The organism is Photorhabdus kayaii, assembly GCF_025384895.1.
GTDB classification, from domain to species: domain Bacteria; phylum Pseudomonadota; class Gammaproteobacteria; order Enterobacterales; family Enterobacteriaceae; genus Photorhabdus; species Photorhabdus kayaii.
Genome location: NZ_JAJAFZ010000040.1, coordinates 14,169 through 36,998 on the forward strand (window position 1 = coordinate 14,169; position 22,830 = coordinate 36,998).

A 22,830-nucleotide genomic window follows, 5' to 3' on the forward strand; every position below is an offset into this window, starting at 1 on the left:
TCTGTGAGCCTTTTTTATTATTCATTTTAACTTTTATTTTTGAGAATTAATTACGCAAACTGCGCCTTACCCACCGTGGTATCTGCCCACGCCGTTGTAATGGCAATTTTCGCCTTACTGTCCAGATTTTCAATAAAACCATTATCACCCGCTGTCGGCGCAAAACTGCTCATTGACTGGATCAAAGTATCAACCGCATTATCCGATAGCGCCGTAAACTCACGCTCTCCCAATGTATTCTTATCTCCCGTCCGCGCCACCAGTTTGGCGCGATTACCATTAAAGTAATTGCTAAAAGTGACCGAACCTATTGATTCAAATGCCCCCTGAGCAGTTTTATCCTCAGTATGGCGGTTTACTGATAATACCAAATCATATCCGCTACGCTGGAACCACAGGTTTTGCCAGTCAATTCCGTCAAAGACAATCATATCTTCTGCATTGATATCATCAACCTGACTGTCAATCACCTTACCACTGACCACAAAGCTGTCTATCCCTGCGCCCCCCTGAAAGTGGTTCTGATAACCGCCCAACACCAGCAAATCCTGCCCCTCACCGCCGTCAAACTGGCCGAACTTCGAAATAGTCGCCGCTATCAGGTGGTCATCACCTTCTCCACCATTAATCACCGCATGGTAGCCCATCAGTTTAATCACATCGTTACCAGTGTTGCCGTCAATCCGGTTATCATTACCAAATACTCTGGCAAAGTCATGGCCTGCACCCAATTCAACCCGGTTGTTATTACCAATGGTCACGGCATAATCTTGATCTTCTCCAGTATCCACCCGGTTGTAGTTGCCTGAGGTGACAACGTAATCCTGGCCCTTATCGGTATTAATTAAGCCGCCTTCGCCAAAGACAAACGTCTGGTCATTACCTTCCCCCATGAACACATGGTTAATGCGTCCGGCTACCACCGCGGTATCATCGCCATTACCGCCAAACATCCAGTTTTCACGCCCCATCAGTACGCCCAGATCATTACCTGCACCGCCCGCAAAGATGTTGGAAGTACCGATTGAATAATAAACATCATCTCCGCGACCACCCCAGAAGTTGTTGTTATCTCCCAGATAGGCACCAAGATCTTTACCATCACCGCCCCAGTTGAAGTTATAGTTCCCCAACGATACATGGATATCGCTATTCCCTTGCAGATGACCGCTGTTACGCAAGAAATCAAACGTTTTCTGCTCCATATTGAGCAGATCCGCGGTTAGATTTCCTTTTAAATTGGTCACTAATGACTTCATCTCTTCTTGCTTATCTTTGCTGAACATCGTCGCAAACAGGTTAGGCAAATTCAGCGAATGAAAACCAAGTGCACGCTCTGGTTCGGTGCTCTCCGCTTTTTCATTTTCATCAGGCTCTTTCTGTTTCAGTCCATGACTCTCAGCAAAGGATTTAATGCCATCCGTCCCCATATTGAGGTGAGATTTCAGGCCGTCTAGCAATTTATCTGGATCAGTGAAAACTTTCAGTTGTTCACCACCGAATTTTCCAATGACTTCAATCATCTCTTTTAGAATAGCCACACCATCCACTGGCTCGTCTCCACGGGAGACAATACGACCATCCGCAGTGTAATCCACATCAAAGATATCCGCTAAAGTGGTATCTACATTCACACTGGCTAACCGGCCAAGCAATTTATTCTTAAGCTGGCGAGGCAAATCCTGCGGATTATAGGTAAACGTGGTCTTCGCTATACCGGTTGTCGAGTATTGCTGAGTCATTAAACTGAACAACGAACCCAGGTTAGTATCGAGAATCGACTGGATATTGTCACCAAACATAAAGTTCCAGTTACCCGTGGTCACTTGAATATCCGCCCCCTGTCCCCCTATCGCAAAGTTAAATGCCAGTTTCTCATTGGCCTGACGGAATTTATCCGCACGGCTCATTTTACCTATATCAACGCTGCTGCCATTATTACTTAGCCACTGGTTGAATTGCTTATTCAGCGCGGCTTCCGTATCACTTTTCAGACCACGGCTACTACGCTCATGTTGAGAACCCAAATCAACCAGCGTCTTATAGTCAACGCTGCTGGTTTGGTCCAAACCAGACATATCCTGAACAAATTTTTTCGCGCCAGCGATTGTCCATTGCTGATCTTGCACCGCTAGCCAGTCCTGCTCTTCACCAGAATGAGCAATGCTTTGCAACACACCGGAAATACGGGCTGCACCATCAAATGGATTAACCAACGGCGGCGTTGGCAGGGATTTATCCATCATCACAATCAGGTCATTACTACGGCCTTTATTGAAACTGACGTTACGATTGCCAATAAACATTTGTGCCCCTTCAAGCGCCTGATAACCTGCAATATCGAAGCTGTGTTGACTGTCACCATTGCCGATGTGCACCATCACATTATTATCCCCGAAGGCCAATGATTTAAAGCCACCAATACCTACTTTGATGCCAACGTTCGATGTTCCCCAATTGAGCGCAGTAAATTCACCATTCCCCACATCCACCTGAATATTACCTGAGTAAATTAGTTGGTTATTCGATACATGACTTGAATCGGTTTCAATTTTATTTTTGCGCTTCTCTGGCGCAGTGAAAATATCTGCATTATCCACAATTGCACCTTTAGGTGGCGTATCAGTATCCGCGACACCGACACGAGAAAGATTGATATCGCTTTCAGCAATATTGCGACGCACTCGCTCTGAACGAGTTTCAAGTTCACCTTTTTCATTCCAACTCAAGACGACTTTGTTATCAGTCAGATTATTGATCCATTGATTATTTTCATTCTGGGTAAATTTACGCCCAGTCACATCAACGGCAACTTCACTACGACGAGCCGAAACAGTTGTGTGAATACCTTGCCCTTTTAAGGTGGTGATGAAGTGACGAGCAAAGTCATCTCGTTTGTCATCATTAATCAGCGAACAACCCACGATGCTAATATGGTCTGGTTTACCCGCCGGACCAAAGCCTTGAGTGAATTGTTTGAGTTTTATTGCCAGTTCATCGGCACTGTAACCACTCAGACGCGTGTTATTCCGCTCTGATTCGCTACGACCATGCCCCACAATCTGCCAGCGTAACTTGTCCGATGGTGTAAATTTAGATGAATCACCATAGACAACGCGGTATTTACCCTCAGAATCAAGCTGAACAACTACGCTGGAATCCGGGTGCTTACTCGCCAGATTAGCCGCTGCTTTGACTGTTACAGGATCATCCTCCATCTGGATAATGATTTGACCATCAAAGCGGGTCTCTCGACCATCGGTTTGTGGTATTACCTCTACTGTTTGCCAGAGCTCAACGGGCTTATGAACTAACTCTACCGCTGATGTGGCTTGCAAACCATTAAGCAATTGAATACGCAGCACATTGGCAACATCGTCATAACGCTTGCGCAGGCTAATATCATCCGCCTGAGCTATGAAACGGTTATTTGCATCCACTTTAAGGGCCGGCAAACCGAGACGATGAGTCATGCCAGGTACAAAATGATCAATACCTTCATGGGATTGCAGATGAGCATCACCATAAATGGCAACAAATTTCTCTCCCTCAGCTAATTGTCCCAACTGCCCAACCGCCACATTATTAGCTGCACCAGCACGATACATCAGGCCATGTTGTGATCCCTCTATTGCCGGACGAGTCGTGCTGTTGTCATCCAATACAATAATTTTGATCCCTTTACTTTTAGCCCGCGCAAATAAGTCAACAGGCAAATGTTTGGTCTCAATCATAGCGGCCAGTTCAGCGGGCATATCTCCACCTGCCAAGAACTTATCTATCAACGGCTGAGCCAAATCCGAACGCAAATGCTCCAATCCAATAACCGTCACGCCATGAGCTTTCAACGCATCCATCTGCTCATTGACAAAACGCAATCCATTAAGATCTGAACCATGACTCTCACCGATCAGCAACCCTTGGCGATCCTTAAGTAGCACCGATAACTGGTTATTCAGATCTACCCCGTCACTAAGCTGACGGTTGAGTTGTGTCAGGGCGTCTGAGGAATATTGTTTGTCCCAAGCCGCGACATCTGTTTGACGGGAGCTGTGATATATCGCTTCTATCTGTGCCAACCTACCCCGCTCCAACTGAACCAAGTAGGCAGGATTAGCAAACCGATTAAGTAAAATCGCTTCGTGTGAACCAGCAAAATTTGGATCCGCTTGTTTAGCGACTTCCTTAAGGAAATAGACCGCCATCTTCACATCTTCAGATCCCGTCATATCCAGCAGCTCATTATAACTGTAGCCGAGATGAACCCGCTTATTCCGCTCATCAATCCGAGCATGAGTCAGCAATCCCTTATCTTGAGCTCGACTCAGGCATTGTTTGAAATCATCAAACTGATCACCTAAATCCACATGGAATTTAGGATTAAAAGCGAGATCGGCGGGAATTTCCCCCTGATATCCTAACTTAGCAGCAAGATAAGGATCTTCCTTCACCCAACGCACCATCAGATCTGTCAGTCCTGGTGTATCACCACGAACTTCATTGCTGGCAATCTGGTAGATCCGTAATGCCATCTCAGGTCGAGTTTGAGCTATCTCCAGCAACGGGCCACGCACCTCCTGTAATGCACCGCTAAACATAATATCCCCCAGTTGCGTCTGTACGTTGCTCAAGGCGGTATTACGTTTGGAATCAGGATGTGCATCAAGGTAACGGGTAATACGTTGATATAGTTCGAAGCCTGCGGCTAACTGCTCGTTTCCAGTCAGGTTATGAATGCGGTCAAGTTCGTCCAGAATTACCTGATAAGAAGGACCTATCGGTTTAGCAAAAACTTTGGCCTCCTTACGCAAACCATCCTTGGTAATAAGTTCATTCAATAATGGAGTGCTATCATTCTCCATGACGACTGTTTCTAATGCCTTATTTTTGCCAGATAACGCAGTTAAATCTTCCACAGGAGAGTGGTTTTGTTTTTTCGCTATTGTTTCAAGCTGAGCTTCCTGAAGTGCCTGAGCATAATTAAACAACTCAGTTGGCGTCCAGGTACCAAACTTTGGTAGCCACTTATGACCGACAAGTTTATCCGCACCCCCTGCTTTTAATACTCTGGCAACAATGCTTGAACAGTTATTCGTCAGCAATTGATAATGCTTATTAGGGTCGCTACTGATTTTATTCCATTCCGCCTGCATTGCCGCCACATCCAGACCTTCAAGGTTAATGCGGAATACGCGCCCTTGATCGGCTTCGCTAATTTTAAAGTCCCGAATATTCTCCAACTCTCGCTCTTTAAATTCACGAATGACATTAGCAACACGTTTTTCTGCCAGTTGAGGATCTTGTACATTTTTATCGGCTTGATATCGCAATTCTTCCGCAAAAAGTCTGCCAACATCGGCCATCTCATATTGATGATCATTCCACATTTCAACAAATGGCTGGTATATCTGCTCAGGAATGTCGGCTGATTGCAACAACGTAGGATTTGCCAATGCCATCATGGCAAAGCCTTCAGTAACATCTTTGAAGGTTATATCTATCCCTCGTGCCAATTGCAGCTTTTCAATGAAACGTTGTAATTTACGATCACCATCTTTCAGGCCGAACTTATCATGCTCTTCAAAGGCTACATCTGCTTCAAGAGTTTTATGGTTCAACGACGGCCACCAACTGACATAATTTTTCTCATTGATAGCACCCGCGTCGTCAGTATTAATATGCGCACGTCCCTGACCAATTTGCATGGCGACGTGACCCAATTCGCTATGATCGCTTGGTTTCCAAACAAACAGTGTGGCACTTATCGGAGATAAATGCTGCTCAATCGCTTGATGGATTTTTCCTAAACCAGAGACATCAATGCCTTTACCATCCATCGATAAATCGCTGGCTTTCAGATTCGAGAAGACGGCATCTGAGACATCTTGACCATATTCTTTAATAACCGCCGCCTTGACTTGCTCAACCGCTTTATCAGAACTCTCCGCTTTCTGGTTAATATGAATATTTGCCTTACCCCGAGTGACAAAATCACCATTTTCATCAATATAAAGATGTTTTGAATCCTTGATATTCGCACTGTCAAACTTATCGTACAGACTACTGAAATCGCCTTGCTCTGGGATTCTCACCGTGGATTCAGCAAGCACCATCGACTCTTCGAAACGCGTGTCAATTTGAGACAATAAGTCCTTCATTGCTGGTACACGACCTGAGTCAGGATGACCTAAGAGATATCCTTCAACCTGTTGGCGCAAATCGGATAATTTTCCAATCACATCCAATTCATAGTCTTTTCTTCCTTGTCGGGCATTGTGATAACTCTCTAATGCATCAATCACTTTTTGATAACTGTCACCACGAATTTTACCTGCAACAGATGCGGCTTGCTGGAACTCACTCACCGACATCAATTTTGGTATGGGCTTCCAGATGCCATTCACTTTCTCAGTAAGAATTCGAGTATGTCCTTGATGATGAGATATAATCCGATCTTCAATGAAATATAACTCATCAGGTAACTGTGCATAATTGTCGTAATTAGCAAGAATAAAACGTTCAACTGCTTTAAGCAGATTATTGCTAGTGGTATTTTTTACAATAATTCTCTTAAATTCATTGCCATTACCTGGCCACGAACGCACCTCAAATCCTTCATCACTCTTTTGCACTAATATGTTACGTTCTGTACGTAATCCATAAAACGGCAATGCTTGATTCAGCATCGTGTCGATAGCACTAAGCTTAATATCGAGATCAACAACGGTATCGGCTTTATAGCCGCCGGGGTTAGCTAACAGCCGTTTTTTCTGTTCTTCAATAGTCAAAACATCAAACCGCGCCTGCACAGCAATACCCGCCTCTGTTAATTTGCGGCCAATCGACTCGGTAGGCAACCCTTTATATTCACTTGCCGGCTTATCCAACAATCGAATATCACCGACTAATCCTTCACGTTGTAGTTTACGCAATACAGGTAATTCAACATTCCAGAAATAGTTGCCAAGACGTAATCCCCCCTCAGAGATCAAATAAACATCACCACGTGATCCCGCGGCATAGATGGAACTCCAGAAACCAGTGTTGCTATACGTAGCAGCATCAATTGCCGATCTTAGCGCTTTATGTTCACTATTTTCAGGATCGGCGAGGTACATAATTCCCCAACGCATGAGTTGCTGATTGAGTTGAATCGCAAAAGCGTTTCCCTGCACATCAACATCGTAAACAATTTTCTTACCATCCGGTTGAGCGGCCTCAAGAACATCTCGATGCCTTCTAAAACTCTTCCCGGACCAGAATGAAACAATACTTTTGTCATCGCGGGCAGGTTCAAAGCCATAGCCATAACTGTCTAGTTTTGTAATAAACTCAACTCGTTTATCCCAGTCATAATCTAATGTGGCGTCAACAAATAGTTTCGCTAAAGATGTGATTTCATTTTCAGGTACTTTATTTTTGGCATTGGGATTCTTGAGATGCCGTTCAACAAAAGTCACTATCCGTTGCCTGGTTTTATCAGAAATATCTGCATTAACACGCTTAAATCCGGGAACAGGAATATATTCGTCCGATGCATTATTGTTACCATTATCAAGCCAACGGTAGATATGGGCGATTTTTTGTGCACGACTGAGTACGGAAGAATCGACTGCCCTCTTCTTGCTGCCACCCAATCCTTCCAGATTAATACCAGAAATTATCGGCGCTTTTCTAACGAGTTCACGCGTCTCATGTGAAAGAGGAACCACAATGCTGTCAGATTGTGTTTCAACAGACCGAGGAATAAACGAAACACCAGTATTTTTTGCACGAATTCCCGCGTTGATCTGCAACCGGCTAACAGCTTGTTTAGCACTCTCCAACGCTTGCAATTCTTCTTCGGTCAGTCCTTGATAATATCTGTTTCTCGCTTCTGGCATCGATTCAGGATCAATATGGCTGCCGGTTTCTCCCGCCCCCGTTGACTCATAGGCTTTTTCTCCTGACAAGCCACTGCCACTTGCACCAATACGAGCAGGTTTAGAGTCACTTAGTTTCGCCCCTTTAGCATCAGTTTGGGTCTGAGCTGCTTTACTTTCCGCCGCTACGGTATCACGCTTACCACGGCTTTCTGCATTCTGATACGCAATATTGGCGTTGTCCTTCGCCTTTTCTGCCTGCTGCTGTTGTGAAAGAGCTTCTTCTTTTCTCTGATCTGCTTTGAATTGTGCGTCTACACCATCAAGAATCGCCTTATCACGATTTTGTTTACCTTTTTCAGCACCTGCTTCTGATAGCACCACAGCATCTTTTACTTTTTGCTGTGTATCAATAGTATCCCGATGTATCTCTGCCAGCCGTTTTTCTAATGTCGGACGGATATCATCCAACCGCTTCTGGATGTCCTCAGAAATTCCACCCACGTAGTCGAGATAATGGTTATCCAACTCACGACTATCATCAGTTTCATCTTTAAGTTGTTTAAATTTGTCAGCGATTAAAGTCAGTTCTTCAGTCGCTGCCTGAGCTTCTTCTTTTATCGCATCACTCTGTACTTGCCCATTTTGGTTAAGAGCTTCCTGATCCGTTGATTCCAATTGAGATTTCGATTTTTCAATCGCTGCCAGTTGTTTCTCTTTTTCTTGTTCCAGAAGCTGGCGATCTTTTTCGGCTTTATCTTTATCACTTAACGCATTTTTAGCCGCCTGATCTTGCCTGGCATATTCAGTAACACTATTGGCTGGCAATGTACCTACAGATTTTGCAACAACGTTATCCAAGATATAACCAATACCATTATTATCGCCGATACCTTTAAATTCGATACGGTTAGTACCTGCTTTAGCGATTAATTCCAGTGTTTCACTTTGCCATGCCGTATCACCATTAGTAATGGTAAATTTACTTTCACCATTCCAAATAACTTCCATGCCTTCATTAGGCATAACATTATTTGCACGTTTTGCAAAATCAAAGCTTAATGAAATGACTTCACCTTCAAACCGGTTTTTCAGATCCTGGTAAATAGTGGTACTGACATCCACATCAAGTTCACTGACCCGTGAGCCATGACCTGCGTTATCAAGGCCGTAAGCACTTGCCTCATAATATGCTTCAACACCATTGGTTGATTGCCAACCTTGATTACCTTGTTCAAAATTACCATTGACGATCAGATTTTCGTTCCGATCTGATACCGACCGCGTTTTTCGATTCAACGAACTGGCTAAAGAATTTTCTATTGAGTCAATATTAGGTACTTCTACCGCTGTTACAGAACTGCTCAGATGATTATTTAAGTCCGAACCAACTTGATCAATTTCATCCATCTTAAAACCATCAATGGAGGAAACTTCAGTTAAGTTAATCGCACCTCTGCCTTTGTGGGTACCCGATGTGTTTGCTTCATCCCCATGCACCAGATAGTTAATCGCCTGGCTGCCACCCACACCGAGTACAGTTTGTTTGATATTGTTGAAGAAAGAGGTAAGTTTGTTGCTTTCTGTATTACTCGATGCCACAGCCAAGCTGTAAAAATCACCATCACCAATCTTAATCGCCACATTGTTGCGCGCATAAGAGGCATTAACATATAAGCCATGACCAATTTGAATATTGGCATTACCTAAGCCTTTCATTACCGCAACATTGAGGCCATCCCCAACTTTGGTATTGACGTTATATTTCCCCCACGCCACGTTAACCGAAACACCATTACCTACATGAGTATTAATGTTAGCGTCACCATGAGCAGCAGTGACATTTAAGCCATTGCCCACTGTCGTCGTGACGTTAGCTTTGCCTTTTGCCGCCGTCACCTGTATACCGTCACCCACCTTGGTGACGGCATTGCCTTCGCTCCATAAGGCGTTAAAGCTGTCGCCCTTCCCTACCTTGGTGACAATGTTAGCCTGACCTTTAGCCAGCACCACATTACGCCCGTCACCAACTTTAGTGATGATGTTGGCTTCGCCCCAGGCTCCGGTGTAATCATCACCGTTACCCACATGGGTGATAATGTTGGCATCCCCCTGAACCACTGTGACTTCTTGTCCATTTCCCACTTTGGTAATAAGGTTAACTTTACCTTTCGCGAAGTTGTAACGGTCGCCCTTTCCCACTTGAGTCAGGACATTCGCTTCCCCCCAAGCCACATTTACGCCGGTACCATTACCAACCTTCGTGATGATATTGGCTTTTCCTTTGGCGAAGCCCACTGTCGTGCCTTCGCCAACATGGGTCATCATGTTACCGACATCGGAAATAAGCAGGCCGACTGTCGTGCCGTCGCCCACTTTGGTCAGAATATTGCCTTTGCCAAGCAAAACAGCCGCCGTCGTTGAGTTGCCCACGTGGGTAATCACGTTCGCTTTAGCCGCCGCAACCACCCCCATAAAATCATCACCCACTTTGGTAACGATATTGGCCTCACCCAGTGCTAACACGCCGGTTAAACCATCCCCCACATGGGTCATCATATTGGCTTTACCAAACATGGCCGCCAGCGTTGTGCCATTACCGACTTTGGTCATCACGTTCAATTCACCGGCAAACAAACCGATACTGGTGCCATCACCCACATGCGAATAGATATTGGCTTTCCCTATCATTAAGGCGGCGGTCAGGTCGTTACCGACTTTGGTCAGCACATTGGCACCCCCAATCATGGCGGCAAAGGTATTGCCCTCCCCGACATGGGTAAAGATATTGGCTTTGCCCATCATCGCCGCCAGGGTCATGCCATTACCCACTTTCGTGGCGATATTGCCCTTTGCCAGCATCAGCGCAACACTGGTGCCATCCCCAATATGCGTAAACACATTGCCCGCCGCTACCATCAAGGCCAGCGCATTACCGTCACCCACTTTGGTAAAGACGTTCACTGCGCCCCCCATTAACGCCCATGCATCCCCTTTGCCGACATGGGTAAACAGGTTGCCCGCACCAATCATGACCGCAATTGATGTCTCCTCCCCGACTTTGGTGAAGATGTTCCCTGCCGCAGCCATCACGCCCAGCGTCAAACCGTCACCAACATGGGTCAACACATTGCCAACGCCAAACAGGATGCCAGTCGTGTCACCCTTTCCGACTTTGGTCAAGATATTCGCGCCACCCAGCATCACGCCCGTGGTATTGCCGTCACCGATATGCGTAAGGACGTTTGCACCACCGCCCATTACCGCCAACGCATTGCCTTTCCCTTTCTTGGTCAAGATGTTGGCTCCGCCCAACACAATGGCGGTGGTGTTGGCGGTTTCAGTCTCCTCACTGAGATGGGTGATAATATTGGCACCGCCGAACATACCGGCAACCATATCTCCCGCACCGAGCTTTGTTAGCACGTTAGCGCCACCTAAAAGTACAGAAGAGATATCCCCTGCTCCGGCCTGGGTGATGACGTTAAAACCGCCCGCTCCGGACCAGTTCCCATTGCCATTACCTATTTGGGTATGAGTGTTGTACCCGCCCAACATCAACACCCGGCTGTTACCGTTGCCTTTGTGGATCGAGATATTGCCATAAGCCAGAAGATGTGCCAGATATCGCCCATCCCCGACCCGCACAAGAACATTTACCGCACCACCAGCGTAAACATCCATTTTTCCGCGCTGGCTTTGGTGAACCAAGACATTGGCTAAACCCGCGCCACGGAATGTCAGATCGCCCTCTTCACCACTTTTTACAACGACGTTAGCTGCACCAGCACCATCAAAATTGGTATCACCGAATTTTGAGCCGTGCAAAATGACATTCGCTGCTCCTGCGCCCTTAAAATTAACATTTCCCCGCGTGACATTAGATTTAATAACGTTTCCACCACCCGCACCGTTAAAATTAACGTAACCACTGCTTGTGGGTGACTTTACAAGGTCTTGCTGGCTATATTCTTCGCTATGTACTAATCGATGGGAAGTACGGCGCACCGTATTAACGTCATATTGAAGCTGGCTTAACGTGTAACCGGGGCCAATAGAGGTATATCCGTTAGCATAGGAAAGCTCTTCATTAGCCAAATTACCCGTATGATCGCCTGCTTTGTACCATGCTATTGCTTTGTATTTCAGTTGCCTTGTTTCAGGATCGTTTTTCAACTGAACTTCAACAATTTTGGTATATCGCCCCATTACCTTGGCATACACATAAGTATTGGGCTGCCGGTTCGATTTGACTGCGGAAACCTCAACTTTGCGGCCATCAGAGAAGATCGCATATCCCCCCATTTTGGCATCGCCTAGCGAGATATCCTCTGCTTTAATTACCATGCCGCCCGCATAGGTTACCCACCGATCTATCAATAGGCTTTCCTCGATAGCATGAATCTCGATAGGTTGCTGATGCTCAAAAACCAAACTGGAGAGACGGTAAGCCCCATTAGCGTTTACCGCGATAAATCCATTGCCTGACGAAATTTCTTTCGCCGCAAGATTTTTAAGGTGGTTACCTGCTTTATACCAAGAAGTGGCATGATAACCGAGTCTACCTGTGGTGGGATTATTCTGAAGCTGGACTTTGCTGATTTTAGTGTACATTTTGTCAGCAAACGCAAAAAGATAGGTATTCGGTTCGACGGTTGATTTAATACCTGTAACTTGCTGAGACTCCTGAATCCAGCTTCCTCCCATCGTTGCCGTCGTCAATACGATTTCTTTAGCTTTAGCAAATTCCAGTGTCTCACCATCGGAATCGCTATTCATGCCTATTCTGGTGATTTCATTGTAAGCACCCGCACCGGAGAAATTAATATTGCCATGCGCGACATCAGAATAGAGTTTGTTATACCCCCCCGCACCTTCAACAGTAATATCACCGCGGGTCTGTTCATACTCGTCTTTATTTTGGCGTACACGCTCAATGCGATTCGATGCCCCCGCACCACGTAAGATAATATTACCTTCTTTACCTTTACGTACAATGTGATTATCAGCACCAGCCCCATTAAATGTAACGTTACCGCTCTCCACTCGTGAGCTGATGCTGTTTGCAGAGCCTGCGCCATTAAAAGTCACATTTCCCTGTGAATCTTGATAACGGTTAAACCAGGTACGGTCAATGTCGTTGTATGCCCCTGCGCCGGCAAAATCTAAATTTCCCCGGTTAGTTTCATGCCATAACTTATTGTATCCACCAGCCCCTTTAAAATTTGTATCACCAGACAAACCCTTACGAACCAGTTTATTGTAGCCGGCAGCACCCGAATAATTTAAATTTCCCGTATCACCCGTATGATTAATAAAAGCCGCACCGGCGGCCCCCGCAAATGACAAGCCACCATTTCCCGTTTTACTAATGCCGGTGTAACCTGAAGCTCCCTTTACCGCAAGGTCACCATCTGTGTGGTATACATCGACTTTAAGTGAACCAACAGTAACATCATCATTTCCGCCATAAGCATAAACTTCACCACCAACACCAATAGCAGTAATACTATTACCATCATTATCGTCGTAGTATTTTCCTGTAAAGAAGTACTCTGTACTTCTATTTGATGATTTCCCCATCAAAAATCCCTTTAAATCATACAAAAATTAAACAAAAAACCACTGTACCTGACGAATACAGCGGTTATTTTGAACATCCAGCTTCCCGCGGACAGTACAAGCTTTCTGGCCTTTCCACGGCAAAAAGACACGGCGGCGCAAATCCCTGGCAACTTCACGCCCGTGACCAAAAGGAGCAATCATTTCGGGAAAAAAGATATGTGGACCTGAGCGCCAGTCGGTGTGGATAAGCTCTCTTTCTCCCGAAAGAAGCTCATCTCGATTCTGCTCAGATAAAAAAGCCCAATTACAAAAGGCGATTGGGTGCCCGTGTTCATCTTCGTAATAGCAAAACTGATTCAACTCAAATGAAGGCAAGATACGCTGTTGCCACTCGGACACCAGGTATCTCCGATGCAGAGGAGAATGCTGACTTAGCAGCATTACTCCTCCAATCATTGCTTGAATTTCTGCGTTATTCAGTTTCACTGGTTGATGTATAATCGCCATCCGCTAATCAACCATGAGATCTTATTTTGTATTTTTAGATAGGCGTTTTTTAGCGTTAGCAGGTTCTTCCGCTATAGATTCCGATGCAATTTGCTCTTCAGCCACTTGTGGCGCAGGTAAAAACCCGGCTGCAACCAATTTGTCAAATTCAGCCGCCATTCGTGGATCTTCCAACATATTTTTAACCATCGAAACCATATACATAAATCCCGATGCTGGCATATGGATAACTTGCTTTAATTCAAGTTCATTATCATTTTCTGCCATTATCCCATTCGCCATACGATTAGGTTCTTGACCAACGAAATAAAGAGAAAAAATCCCTTTATTATAATTAACACTAGAGATGGTTTGTACGAATTTTTCAGACATATTTTTATTTACCAAAAATAAACAATTTATTAATGAAGTTACACAATGTTTACAACAAAGAAGACATTTGATTCACGGGTATCTTGAATTTTTATATCTATAAATACATTAAGAGTAAAAAAACCAATGAAATAATATAGAGAAAAAACTCAAAATCAACATTTACACCCAAAAAGTCCTTTTACCCCACATATATAGTCCCATTTACCCACATCGATAATGACAATAAATATAAGATAATAAGCAACACTTAAATGCTACACAAAATTAATATAACCATTTGTTTTAATTCATATTTTGTGGATTTTAAAGATATTTTTTCATGAATAAAATTGAGAAATTGACCATAGCATCATTAAAATTAATATTGATGATATATAATAGAAAAGAAAACATCACTGACATTGATAAATTAAAAAAATCTAATTGTTATTATTCATCTATAAGTAATATAGAGGAAAAATTTAATTTATCGATTTCAAGTAAAAATTCCGTAGGCAAAAAGCACCATAATATACTTCTACCCGCAATCTTGTTTGATAATAATGGCCTACCCTTTGTTTTAGCCAAATCGAATAAAGAAAGCTCACTAATACAGAGGGTTGATAAAGAAAATCCTGAAATATGGTCCGAAGAAAGGCTGATAAAAGAGTGGAATGGAAAATGGATTAAAATAAAACAGAAACAAGCTAAATTTAACATCCGTTGGTTTATTCCAGAATTTCTGGCACAAAAGAAAAATCTATGTGAGATACTGTTATTTTCCTTTGTGTTACAGATTCTTGCGCTAATTTCTCCCTTGGTTATTCAAGTGGTAATGGATAAGGTCTTAATCCATCAAGCGCTATCAACACTTGATGTATTAGTCTTTGGCTTAATCATCGCCGGCATCATCGAGGTGATTTTGCGTGGATTACGAGAATACCAATACGCTCACACCGCAAACCGCATTGATATCAAACTGGGATTAAAACTAGTCCGGCATCTGTTCGGGCTACCTTTACTCTTTTTTAAATCCCGCCAAGTGGGCGCTATTGTTACTCGGGTGCGTGAACTGGATACCGTTAGAGAGTTCCTGACCGGCTCAATGTTCACCTTATCTGTCGATGTTCTATTTATGTTTATTTTCATCTACGTGATGAGCCTGTTATCCGGCCTACTAACTTGGGTTTTTCTCGCAACCTTCCCTTTTTATGCCATTTTGGCATGGTGGGTAACGCCTCGTATGGAAAAAGCGGTTGAACAACAATTCACCCATGCAGCAATAAATACCTCTTTTCTGACTGAAACGGTTTCTGGTGCTGAAACCCTGAAAAGTCTGGCGGTAGAGCCCAAATTCGTTCGCCGTTGGGATAGCCAGACTGAGAAGATGGTCGATACTAGTTATGCAGTACAGCAACTGGGTAATCGCTCAAACCATATTGTTATGCTACTGCAAAAAGTTACCAGTGCGGCAATTCTCTGGTTAGGCGCATCAGAGGTTTTATCACTGCAAATGACCATCGGTCAGTTGATCGCCTTCAATATGATGGTAAATCACACGGCCCAACCATTAGCCAGATTAGTGGAACTATGGGGACAATTTATCAGAACACGGGTGGCCGTCGATAAGTTAGGAGATATGTTAAACCTGCCAACCGAGCATCAATCCGGCCAGCAGCAAATCACACTGCAAGGAGCAGTCTCATTTAACCATGTTGTTTTTCGCTATCAACCCGATATTCCACCAACGATTAAAGGATTGACGCTCGATATCAGAGCCGGAGAAACCATTGGCATTATCGGTGCCTCTGGTTCCGGAAAAAGTACATTGGCTCGTTTATTACTCCGCCTTTATACCCCAGAAATAGGCGCAATTACCTTAGATGGAATCCCATTACAAAATATAAATATTGAAACACTCAGACAGCAAGTCGGTGTGGTTTTACAAGAAAATTTCTTATTTAACAAAACGGCATATGAAAATATTGCCCAGTCAAAACCTGACGCCGACCTGGAAACCGTGATTAAAGCAGCTAAGCTGGCGGGTGCTCATGAATTTATTCTCAAGCTGCCGATGGGATATGACACAACTATCGCAGAAGGCGGACAATCTTTATCCGGCGGTCAACGTCAGCGGCTGGCTATTGCCCGCACTCTCCTGACTAACCCCAAAATTCTCATTCTTGATGAAGCAACCAGTGCGCTTGATGATGAATCACAATCACTCATTCAATCCAATATGGCAGAAATTGCCCAAGGCAGAACGGTTATCACAATCGCACACCGCCTTTCAACTGTACGTCATTGTGATCGCATCATTGTTCTTAAACAGGGGGAAATTCTCGAACAAGGCTCCCATGAACAGCTACTTAACCACGGTAGACAGTACCGGAAGCTCTGGCAGTTACAACAAGAATTAAAACAGGAGATGCCTTGTCATGATTAAAGCTTTTAAGAATAAAATTAAAACCTGGTTGCGCCCTTGCCCACGGCACTATGACTTTTTACCGACACATTTAGCGTTGTCACAACGACCACCGTCGCCTTTTGCCCGCTACACTGCAATAATGCTCAGTATCGGCATTATCATAGCCTTGCTCTGGGCCTATCTGGGTAAGTTGGATGTTCAGGCAACCGCAACCGGTCGCCTAATTGTCTCTGGCCGTTCTCAGATAATTCAGGCATACGAACAGAGCAGAGTAACCGCTATCCATGTTCAGAATGGGCAGCAGGTAAAGAAAGACGCCCCACTTCTGACACTCAATACACTCGGTGTTAACGAGGATATCATCCGGTTATTAAAGCAGATCGAATATCAAGCCCACGAAAAAATTCGTTATCAGGCTTTGACAAAAGAGCAGGAACCGACAGAACAGGAACTGTTTCAGGCGTTGCCGGCATCTCAACAAACACAAGTTGCTGACAACTATTCCCGGGAGAAAAGAGAATACGAAGCTGTTGTAACAAATCTGAAAGCAGAGATGAACGTCAATCTCTCTTCTCAACAATCACGAAAAAGCGATATCAATGCGCTCACTAAGCTCCGGCAAAATATCAGCCAGCGTTTAAAAGCACGTCAAACCTTAAGTCAAAAACAAGTGATCAGTAAAGTTGAATATCTTGAACAGGAAAAAGAATTTCTGGAAACAGAACGCCTGATTGCCCAACAAAATGCGGAGCTTCATGTTCTGCAATCGCAATATATTAGCCTGGAAGAACGCTTAAACAGCCTGAAAACACAAAAAGAGCGCGAATGGTTTGATAAAAGAAAACAGGCCGAAGTTCAATTGGTCGTTTTAGAGCAAGAGCTGGCAAAAGCTCAGGTACGGGAGCAACTTGAAGTCATTCGCTCCCCCGTTACAGGAACAGTTCAACAACTCAGCGTCCATACATTAGGCGCGGTACTGCAACCAGCACAAAACTTAATGGTGATCGTCCCTGATGACAATGTGCAGTTGGCGGAAGTGCAAATTTTAAACAAAGACGCCGGGTTTGTTTATCCAGGCCAACTAGTCACCGTTAAGGTAGATGCTTTCCCTTATACACGTTACGGCACGATTGACGGCGAACTGCTGAGTATATCCAGAGATTCAACCACCGATGAACGGTTAGGATTGGTCTTTCCCGCTCAAGTGAGCCTTAAAAGTAATAGCATTGCCATAGACGATACCCAGGTTGAAATTACCCCAGGTATGTCAATCGTCGCTGAAATCAAAACCGACCAACGCCGCGTTATCGATTATCTCTTGAGCCCTATCAGAGAGTATCAATCCGAAGCATTGAGGGAGAAATAATCGTGAACCTATTACCTTCTTCTGCCACTGATTCCAGTAACTACACTCATAATCAGGCGCTAAATTGCATCGTCTATGTGGGGAAACAATTTCATAAGTCAGCTACTGTTGATCAACTTCAGCACAGCCTGGGTTTTGACTCCTTATATCTGAGTGATTTACAGCTGCGTGAAGCCGCCAACACTATTGGGCTACACAGTAAAATTGAGCAATTAACTGTCAACACAGGGCCAACATTACCCTTACCGGCATTGATTGAGCTGGAACAACAATGGTGGGTACTCATTAAAATCGAGAATGACAATGTTACCATTCTCGATCCTGTGACTGAACAAACGCAATCGCTTTCCTTATCTACATCTACGGGTAATAAAGAGAATGTATATAAGATTCTTTTAATCGCAGATCAGGAATTAACTAAAAAGCATGTCAAATTCGGCTTGAGCTGGTTTTATCCCTCCATTTTCCGACAGAAAAATCAGATAAGAGATCTGTTTTTGTTTGCCATAGTTCTCCAGTTATTTGCCCTGACCAGTCCGATCTTATTTGAAAACATCATCGATAAGGTATTAGTAGGACGAAGTTTATCTAGCCTGCATGTATTAGGTATAGCCATGCTAGCTATCGCCCTTGCCGAACCCTTGTATAGCTTTATGCGCAACACCGTGTTTGGGCACATGGCAAGCCAGATAAATTCTGAGCTCTCCGGCCGACTGTATCGTCATCTGGCAGGATTGCCGCTGCAATATTTTAAGCAACGGCAAACAGGGCAGATCATTGCCAGAGTCAGAGAGATGTCTCAAATCCGCCAGTTTCTGACAGGTTCTACCCTGATGCTGTTGCTGGATTTAATTTTCGTCATCATGTTTATTGGCATCATGTTTTATTACGCCTGGATACTAACCTGGATTGTTATTGGCTCACTTTTTGTTTACTTCGTATTCTGGGTAATCGCCGGGCCGGTTATTCGCCGCAAAGTAGAAGCAGAATATGAAACCGATGCAAATGCAACAAGCTTTCTGACTGAAGCCGTCACTGGGATTGAAACCATCAAAACCACCGCGACTGAAAACCGTTTCTTACATCAGTGGCAACGTATTCTCAGCCAACAGTTGACTAAAAGCTTCGCGGCACAGAAAAGCGGTTTAATCGCAGGACAGGGAATCGATTTTGTCCAGAAATTTACCGCCGCGATCCTCCTATGGTGGGGGGTGACAGAAGTCTTACGCGGTGAACTGACTCCGGGGCAACTTATCGCCTTCAATATGCTGGCCGGACATGTCACGCAACCTATCCTCCGGCTCGCACAGGTTTGGCAGGATTTTCAGCATACGTTAATCGCCTTGAAACGTGTGGGGGATATTCTCGATGAGCCAATGGAAAACAGTAAACAGGGATTAGCTTCTGTACCTGAGCTGGAAGGCCAAATTGAATTCAAAAATATTCGCTTCCGCTACCATGACGACACGCCAGAAGTTCTGGCGAACCTGTCATTATTGATAAAATCGGGTCAATTTATTGGTATAACTGGACCGTCCGGTTCAGGTAAAAGTACTCTCACCCGTTTGCTACAAAGGTTGTACATACCTCAACATGGACAAGTTTTGATTGATGGCATGGATTTGGCTATTGCTGATCCCGTCTCTTTACGCCGCAATATGAGTGTTGTGCTCCAGGAAAGTATCCTGTTTTCTGGCAGTATCACCGATAACATTCGGCTGTGTAAGCCCAACGCAACAGATGCAGAAGTCTATCGTGCCGCTGAGTTAGCGGGGGCCATTGAATTTATTCAATCCTTCCCTCACGGTTTTGCGCATCCAGTTGGGGAAAAAGGAGTCAATCTTTCAGGTGGTCAAAGACAGAGAATCGCATTAGCAAGAGCGCTCCTGGTCAACCCAACTATTCTGATCCTTGATGAAGCCACCTCAGCATTGGACTATGAATCCGAAGCGGCAATCATGGCAAATATGGACGAAATATGCCGTAACAGAACAGTGATCAGCATTGCTCATAGGCTCAATACAATTCGCCACGCGGATAAAATCTGTGTGTTAGATCAGGGACAAATTATCGAATTTGGCTCGCATGACCAATTGCTCCAGCAAGGCGGCTTATACGCGCATCTGTGGCATCAACAAGTTGGCGAAAATTAAATGACAATTCAGCCAACTCTAAACAAAGACGGAATAAGTTTTGGCTGAAATTATTTTTTATTTTACTTATTTGTTCAAAAAAAATAATTCAATGTAATTAACTTATTTAAATTGTTACAATAAGTTATTAAGATGTTAGGCAATGAAATATCTTGATACATCTTAATTTTTAAGTTGGAGAATTCTTATGGACAGGAATCCAGTTTCTTTAAGCGTGTTAGTATTTTCAGGAGGATCTCTGACTTCTATTACTGGCCCAATAGAAATTTTAACCACTGCTGCTCGTTTAGCCGGAGCGCCGGAGCCAGAAATCAATATTGTCACACAGGATAATCAGGATGCTGTCGGGATGGGGGGTATTCGGCTAAAACCTAATAAACTCATAGGAGAAATAAAACAAACAGATATTGTCCTGGTGGGTTCAATTGGGGCCCCTTATTGCGATTTCGATCTTTGTACTCAAGAAACCTTAGATTGGCTCCAGATGATGGGAGAAAAAAATGTTCCTATCGTCTCCGTTTGTACAGGTTCTTTTATACTGGCTAAAGCTAATTTACTCAATAACCGCAAAGCCACCACACACTGGCTATTTACCAAATTATTCAAGGACATGTTTCCGCAAGTACAGTTACATTCAGAAATAAAAGTCACCAGCGATAACAATATTTTTTGTACTTCTGGCACCTATGAATACAACGATGTCATGATGCATATTATTGAACAGATATATGGTCAAAATACGAGGGAAACCTGTAGTCAGTTCATATTTGGTCATAATATGGAAGGTCTCCCCTCTCATACTCTCGCAAGTTTTGTACCCTATCGCCAACATTCAGATACATTAATCCACAAACTACAAGACTGGATGCATTCTGCCCCATCAGACAGATTATCAGTTGGCAATTTGGCCGATAAAATTCATCTGTGTGAAAGACAGATGAAGCGGCGCTTTAAGACTGCAACCGGCCAGACACCTATTCAATATATCCAACAGATTCGACTATCTCTGGCGAAATGCCGGTTGGAAAAATCGAATAAGACCATAGAAGAAATCAGCCATGAAGTTGGCTATGAAGATACTCGCTATTTCAGAGAGTTATTCAAGAAACTTAATGGGTTAACACCAATAGAGTACCGTAGAAAATACCAACACCGCTAAAACGGAAACTCAACCACAATCCTTTACAGATAAGCAATGACGCCGTTTTTATCTTTGTCAGGCAGTAGCGATACACTAGAAGCTGGGGTATCATGGCGTGCTATATTTTATGGTATACGCCCTTTACTAATTGAATTTATGGCAAAAGAACAAATGGATCGCACCACTCTGGATTTGTTCGCAAATGAACGCAGACCGGGGCGCCCAAAAACCAACCCACTTTCCAGGGATGAACAACTCAGAGTCAACAAGCGTAACCAACTTCGCCGTGATAAGGTGCGCGGTCTGCGTCGTGTGGAGCTGAAAATAAATGCTGATGCAGTAGATGCGCTTAACTTTCTTGCACAGCAACGCAACATCAGCCGCAGTGAACTCATCGAGCAAATTTTGCTGGCCCAGTTAGCAGAAAGTAACATCACGACTTGATAGCATTGAAGGCACGAAATCACACAAATTTGACAGAATTGTCCTGACTGTTTAGTCAGAATAGGATTTTGTTTTTTTATTAATACAATCAGAACCTTTTCTACTGATTTTTAACATTTTATACGTATATCTCATACAGAAATACACAAATAAAACAAGAGGTTATATTATCCTATGGCAATTATAGGTATATTTTTTGGCAGCGATACCGGCAACACAGAAAATATTGCCAAAAAGATCCAAAAAATTCTGGGTTCCGACATTGCAGAAGTTCATGATATTGCCAAGAGCAGCAAAGAAGATATCGAACAGTTCGATATTCTGCTGCTCGGCATCCCGACCTGGTACTACGGTGAAGCACAGTGTGACTGGGATGATTTCTTTCCTACTCTGGAAGAGATCGATTTTGAAGGGAAGTTGGTCGCCCTTTTTGGTTGTGGTGATCAGGAAGATTACGCGGAATATTTCTGCGATGCTATGGGAACTATCCGTGACATTATTGAACCCCGCGGCGCCATTATTGTTGGTCATTGGTCAACCGAGGGCTATCACTTCGAAGAATCAAAAGGTCTGGCTGATGATAGCCATTTTATTGGGCTTGCTATTGATGAAGACCGCCAACCAGAATTAACAGAAGAGCGTGTTAATGCCTGGACTAAACAGATCTACGAAGAGCTGAGTTTGTCAGAAATTCTTGCAGGATAGCGGCCTATCCCAGTAAGCGTAATTGGTGCAGGCCATTTCTTATCAATAGTGAACCCACGGTAGGTTGAGAAGTGACTCGCTTCACTCGCCCTGTGGGATCGCATTCAAAGGCTATTACTTTTGTCAGAACACTGCTTAAATCCGCTTTTTATTACGAAGAATGGCAAAAAACAGCCTAAGCATGATAAATAGTAAGGTTATTCCTGCGTTTTATAAACGATTATTCTGGCAAAATGTGTAATGAAAGTTAAGGTTAACGTGGTTTTCATTTTCATTAGCCATGCCTATAATCATAATCTGATAAC

General features: G+C 43.9%; 9 protein-coding genes. 6 read left to right on the forward strand and 3 right to left on the reverse strand.

What is annotated here, in order from left to right; all coding sequences use genetic code 11:
• Positions 1–50 precede the first annotated feature (50 nt).
• The 3 genes from rtxA to rtxH are packed head-to-tail and all read right to left on the reverse strand — an operon-like array spanning position 51 to position 14,306.
• On the reverse strand, positions 51–13,445 hold the full coding sequence (rtxA, locus tag LGZ98_RS14845) for an MARTX multifunctional-autoprocessing repeats-in-toxin holotoxin RtxA (protein ID WP_262978235.1): 13,395 nt from the start codon (positions 13,443–13,445) through the stop codon (positions 51–53).
• A gap of 27 nt (positions 13,446–13,472) precedes the next feature.
• Positions 13,473–13,934, reverse strand: a complete 462-nt coding sequence (gene rtxC, locus LGZ98_RS14850; protein ID WP_228901297.1) for an RTX toxin-activating lysine-acyltransferase RtxC — start codon at positions 13,932–13,934, stop codon at positions 13,473–13,475.
• A gap of 21 nt (positions 13,935–13,955) precedes the next feature.
• Complete coding sequence (gene rtxH, locus LGZ98_RS14855) at positions 13,956–14,306, reverse strand: protein RtxH (RefSeq protein ID WP_113040945.1); 351 nt, start codon at positions 14,304–14,306, stop codon at positions 13,956–13,958.
• A 322-nt stretch (positions 14,307–14,628) separates the two neighbouring features.
• Here rtxH and LGZ98_RS14860 point away from each other — a divergent pair, with 322 nt between their 5' ends.
• The 6 genes from LGZ98_RS14860 to fldA all read left to right on the forward strand — a co-directional run bounded on the left by LGZ98_RS14860 (position 14,629) and on the right by fldA (position 22,525).
• Entirely contained in the window at positions 14,629–16,734 is a 2,106-nt protein-coding gene (locus LGZ98_RS14860; RefSeq protein ID WP_262978236.1) for a peptidase domain-containing ABC transporter, read from the forward strand.
• Positions 16,727–18,082 (forward strand): HlyD family type I secretion periplasmic adaptor subunit, encoded by a 1,356-nt coding sequence (locus tag LGZ98_RS14865; RefSeq protein ID WP_262978237.1) that lies wholly within the window; start codon positions 16,727–16,729, stop codon positions 18,080–18,082. The genes LGZ98_RS14860 and LGZ98_RS14865 overlap by 8 nt, the downstream gene beginning before the upstream one ends.
• A gap of 2 nt (positions 18,083–18,084) precedes the next feature.
• On the forward strand, positions 18,085–20,235 hold the full coding sequence (locus tag LGZ98_RS14870; protein ID WP_113040942.1) for a type I secretion system permease/ATPase: 2,151 nt from the start codon (positions 18,085–18,087) through the stop codon (positions 20,233–20,235).
• A 187-nt stretch (positions 20,236–20,422) separates the two neighbouring features.
• Entirely contained in the window at positions 20,423–21,394 is a 972-nt protein-coding gene (locus tag LGZ98_RS14875; RefSeq protein ID WP_113040941.1) for a GlxA family transcriptional regulator, read from the forward strand.
• Between the two features lie 138 nt (positions 21,395–21,532).
• Positions 21,533–21,820, forward strand: coding sequence for a LexA regulated protein (gene ybfE, locus LGZ98_RS14880; RefSeq protein WP_049583800.1), 288 nt, complete (start codon positions 21,533–21,535; stop codon positions 21,818–21,820).
• A gap of 174 nt (positions 21,821–21,994) precedes the next feature.
• Positions 21,995–22,525, forward strand: coding sequence for a flavodoxin FldA (fldA, locus tag LGZ98_RS14885; protein WP_112878100.1), 531 nt, complete (start codon positions 21,995–21,997; stop codon positions 22,523–22,525).
• Positions 22,526–22,830: the final 305 nt, after the last annotated feature.

What these genes read in the sequence shown, in the direction of transcription:
- LGZ98_RS14860 (WP_262978236.1), top strand. Translation starts at nt 14,629, where the DNA reads ATGAATAAAATTGAGAAATTGACCATAGCATCATTAAAATTAATATTG.
- fldA (WP_112878100.1), top strand. Translation starts at nt 21,995, where the DNA reads ATGGCAATTATAGGTATATTTTTTGGCAGCGATACCGGCAACACAGAA.
- LGZ98_RS14865 (WP_262978237.1), top strand. Translation starts at nt 16,727, where the DNA reads ATGATTAAAGCTTTTAAGAATAAAATTAAAACCTGGTTGCGCCCTTGC.
- LGZ98_RS14875 (WP_113040941.1), top strand. Translation starts at nt 20,423, where the DNA reads ATGGACAGGAATCCAGTTTCTTTAAGCGTGTTAGTATTTTCAGGAGGA.
- rtxA (WP_262978235.1), bottom strand. Translation starts at nt 13,445, where the DNA reads ATGGGGAAATCATCAAATAGAAGTACAGAGTACTTCTTTACAGGAAAA.
- rtxH (WP_113040945.1), bottom strand. Translation starts at nt 14,306, where the DNA reads ATGTCTGAAAAATTCGTACAAACCATCTCTAGTGTTAATTATAATAAA.
- ybfE (WP_049583800.1), top strand. Translation starts at nt 21,533, where the DNA reads ATGGCAAAAGAACAAATGGATCGCACCACTCTGGATTTGTTCGCAAAT.
- rtxC (WP_228901297.1), bottom strand. Translation starts at nt 13,934, where the DNA reads ATGGCGATTATACATCAACCAGTGAAACTGAATAACGCAGAAATTCAA.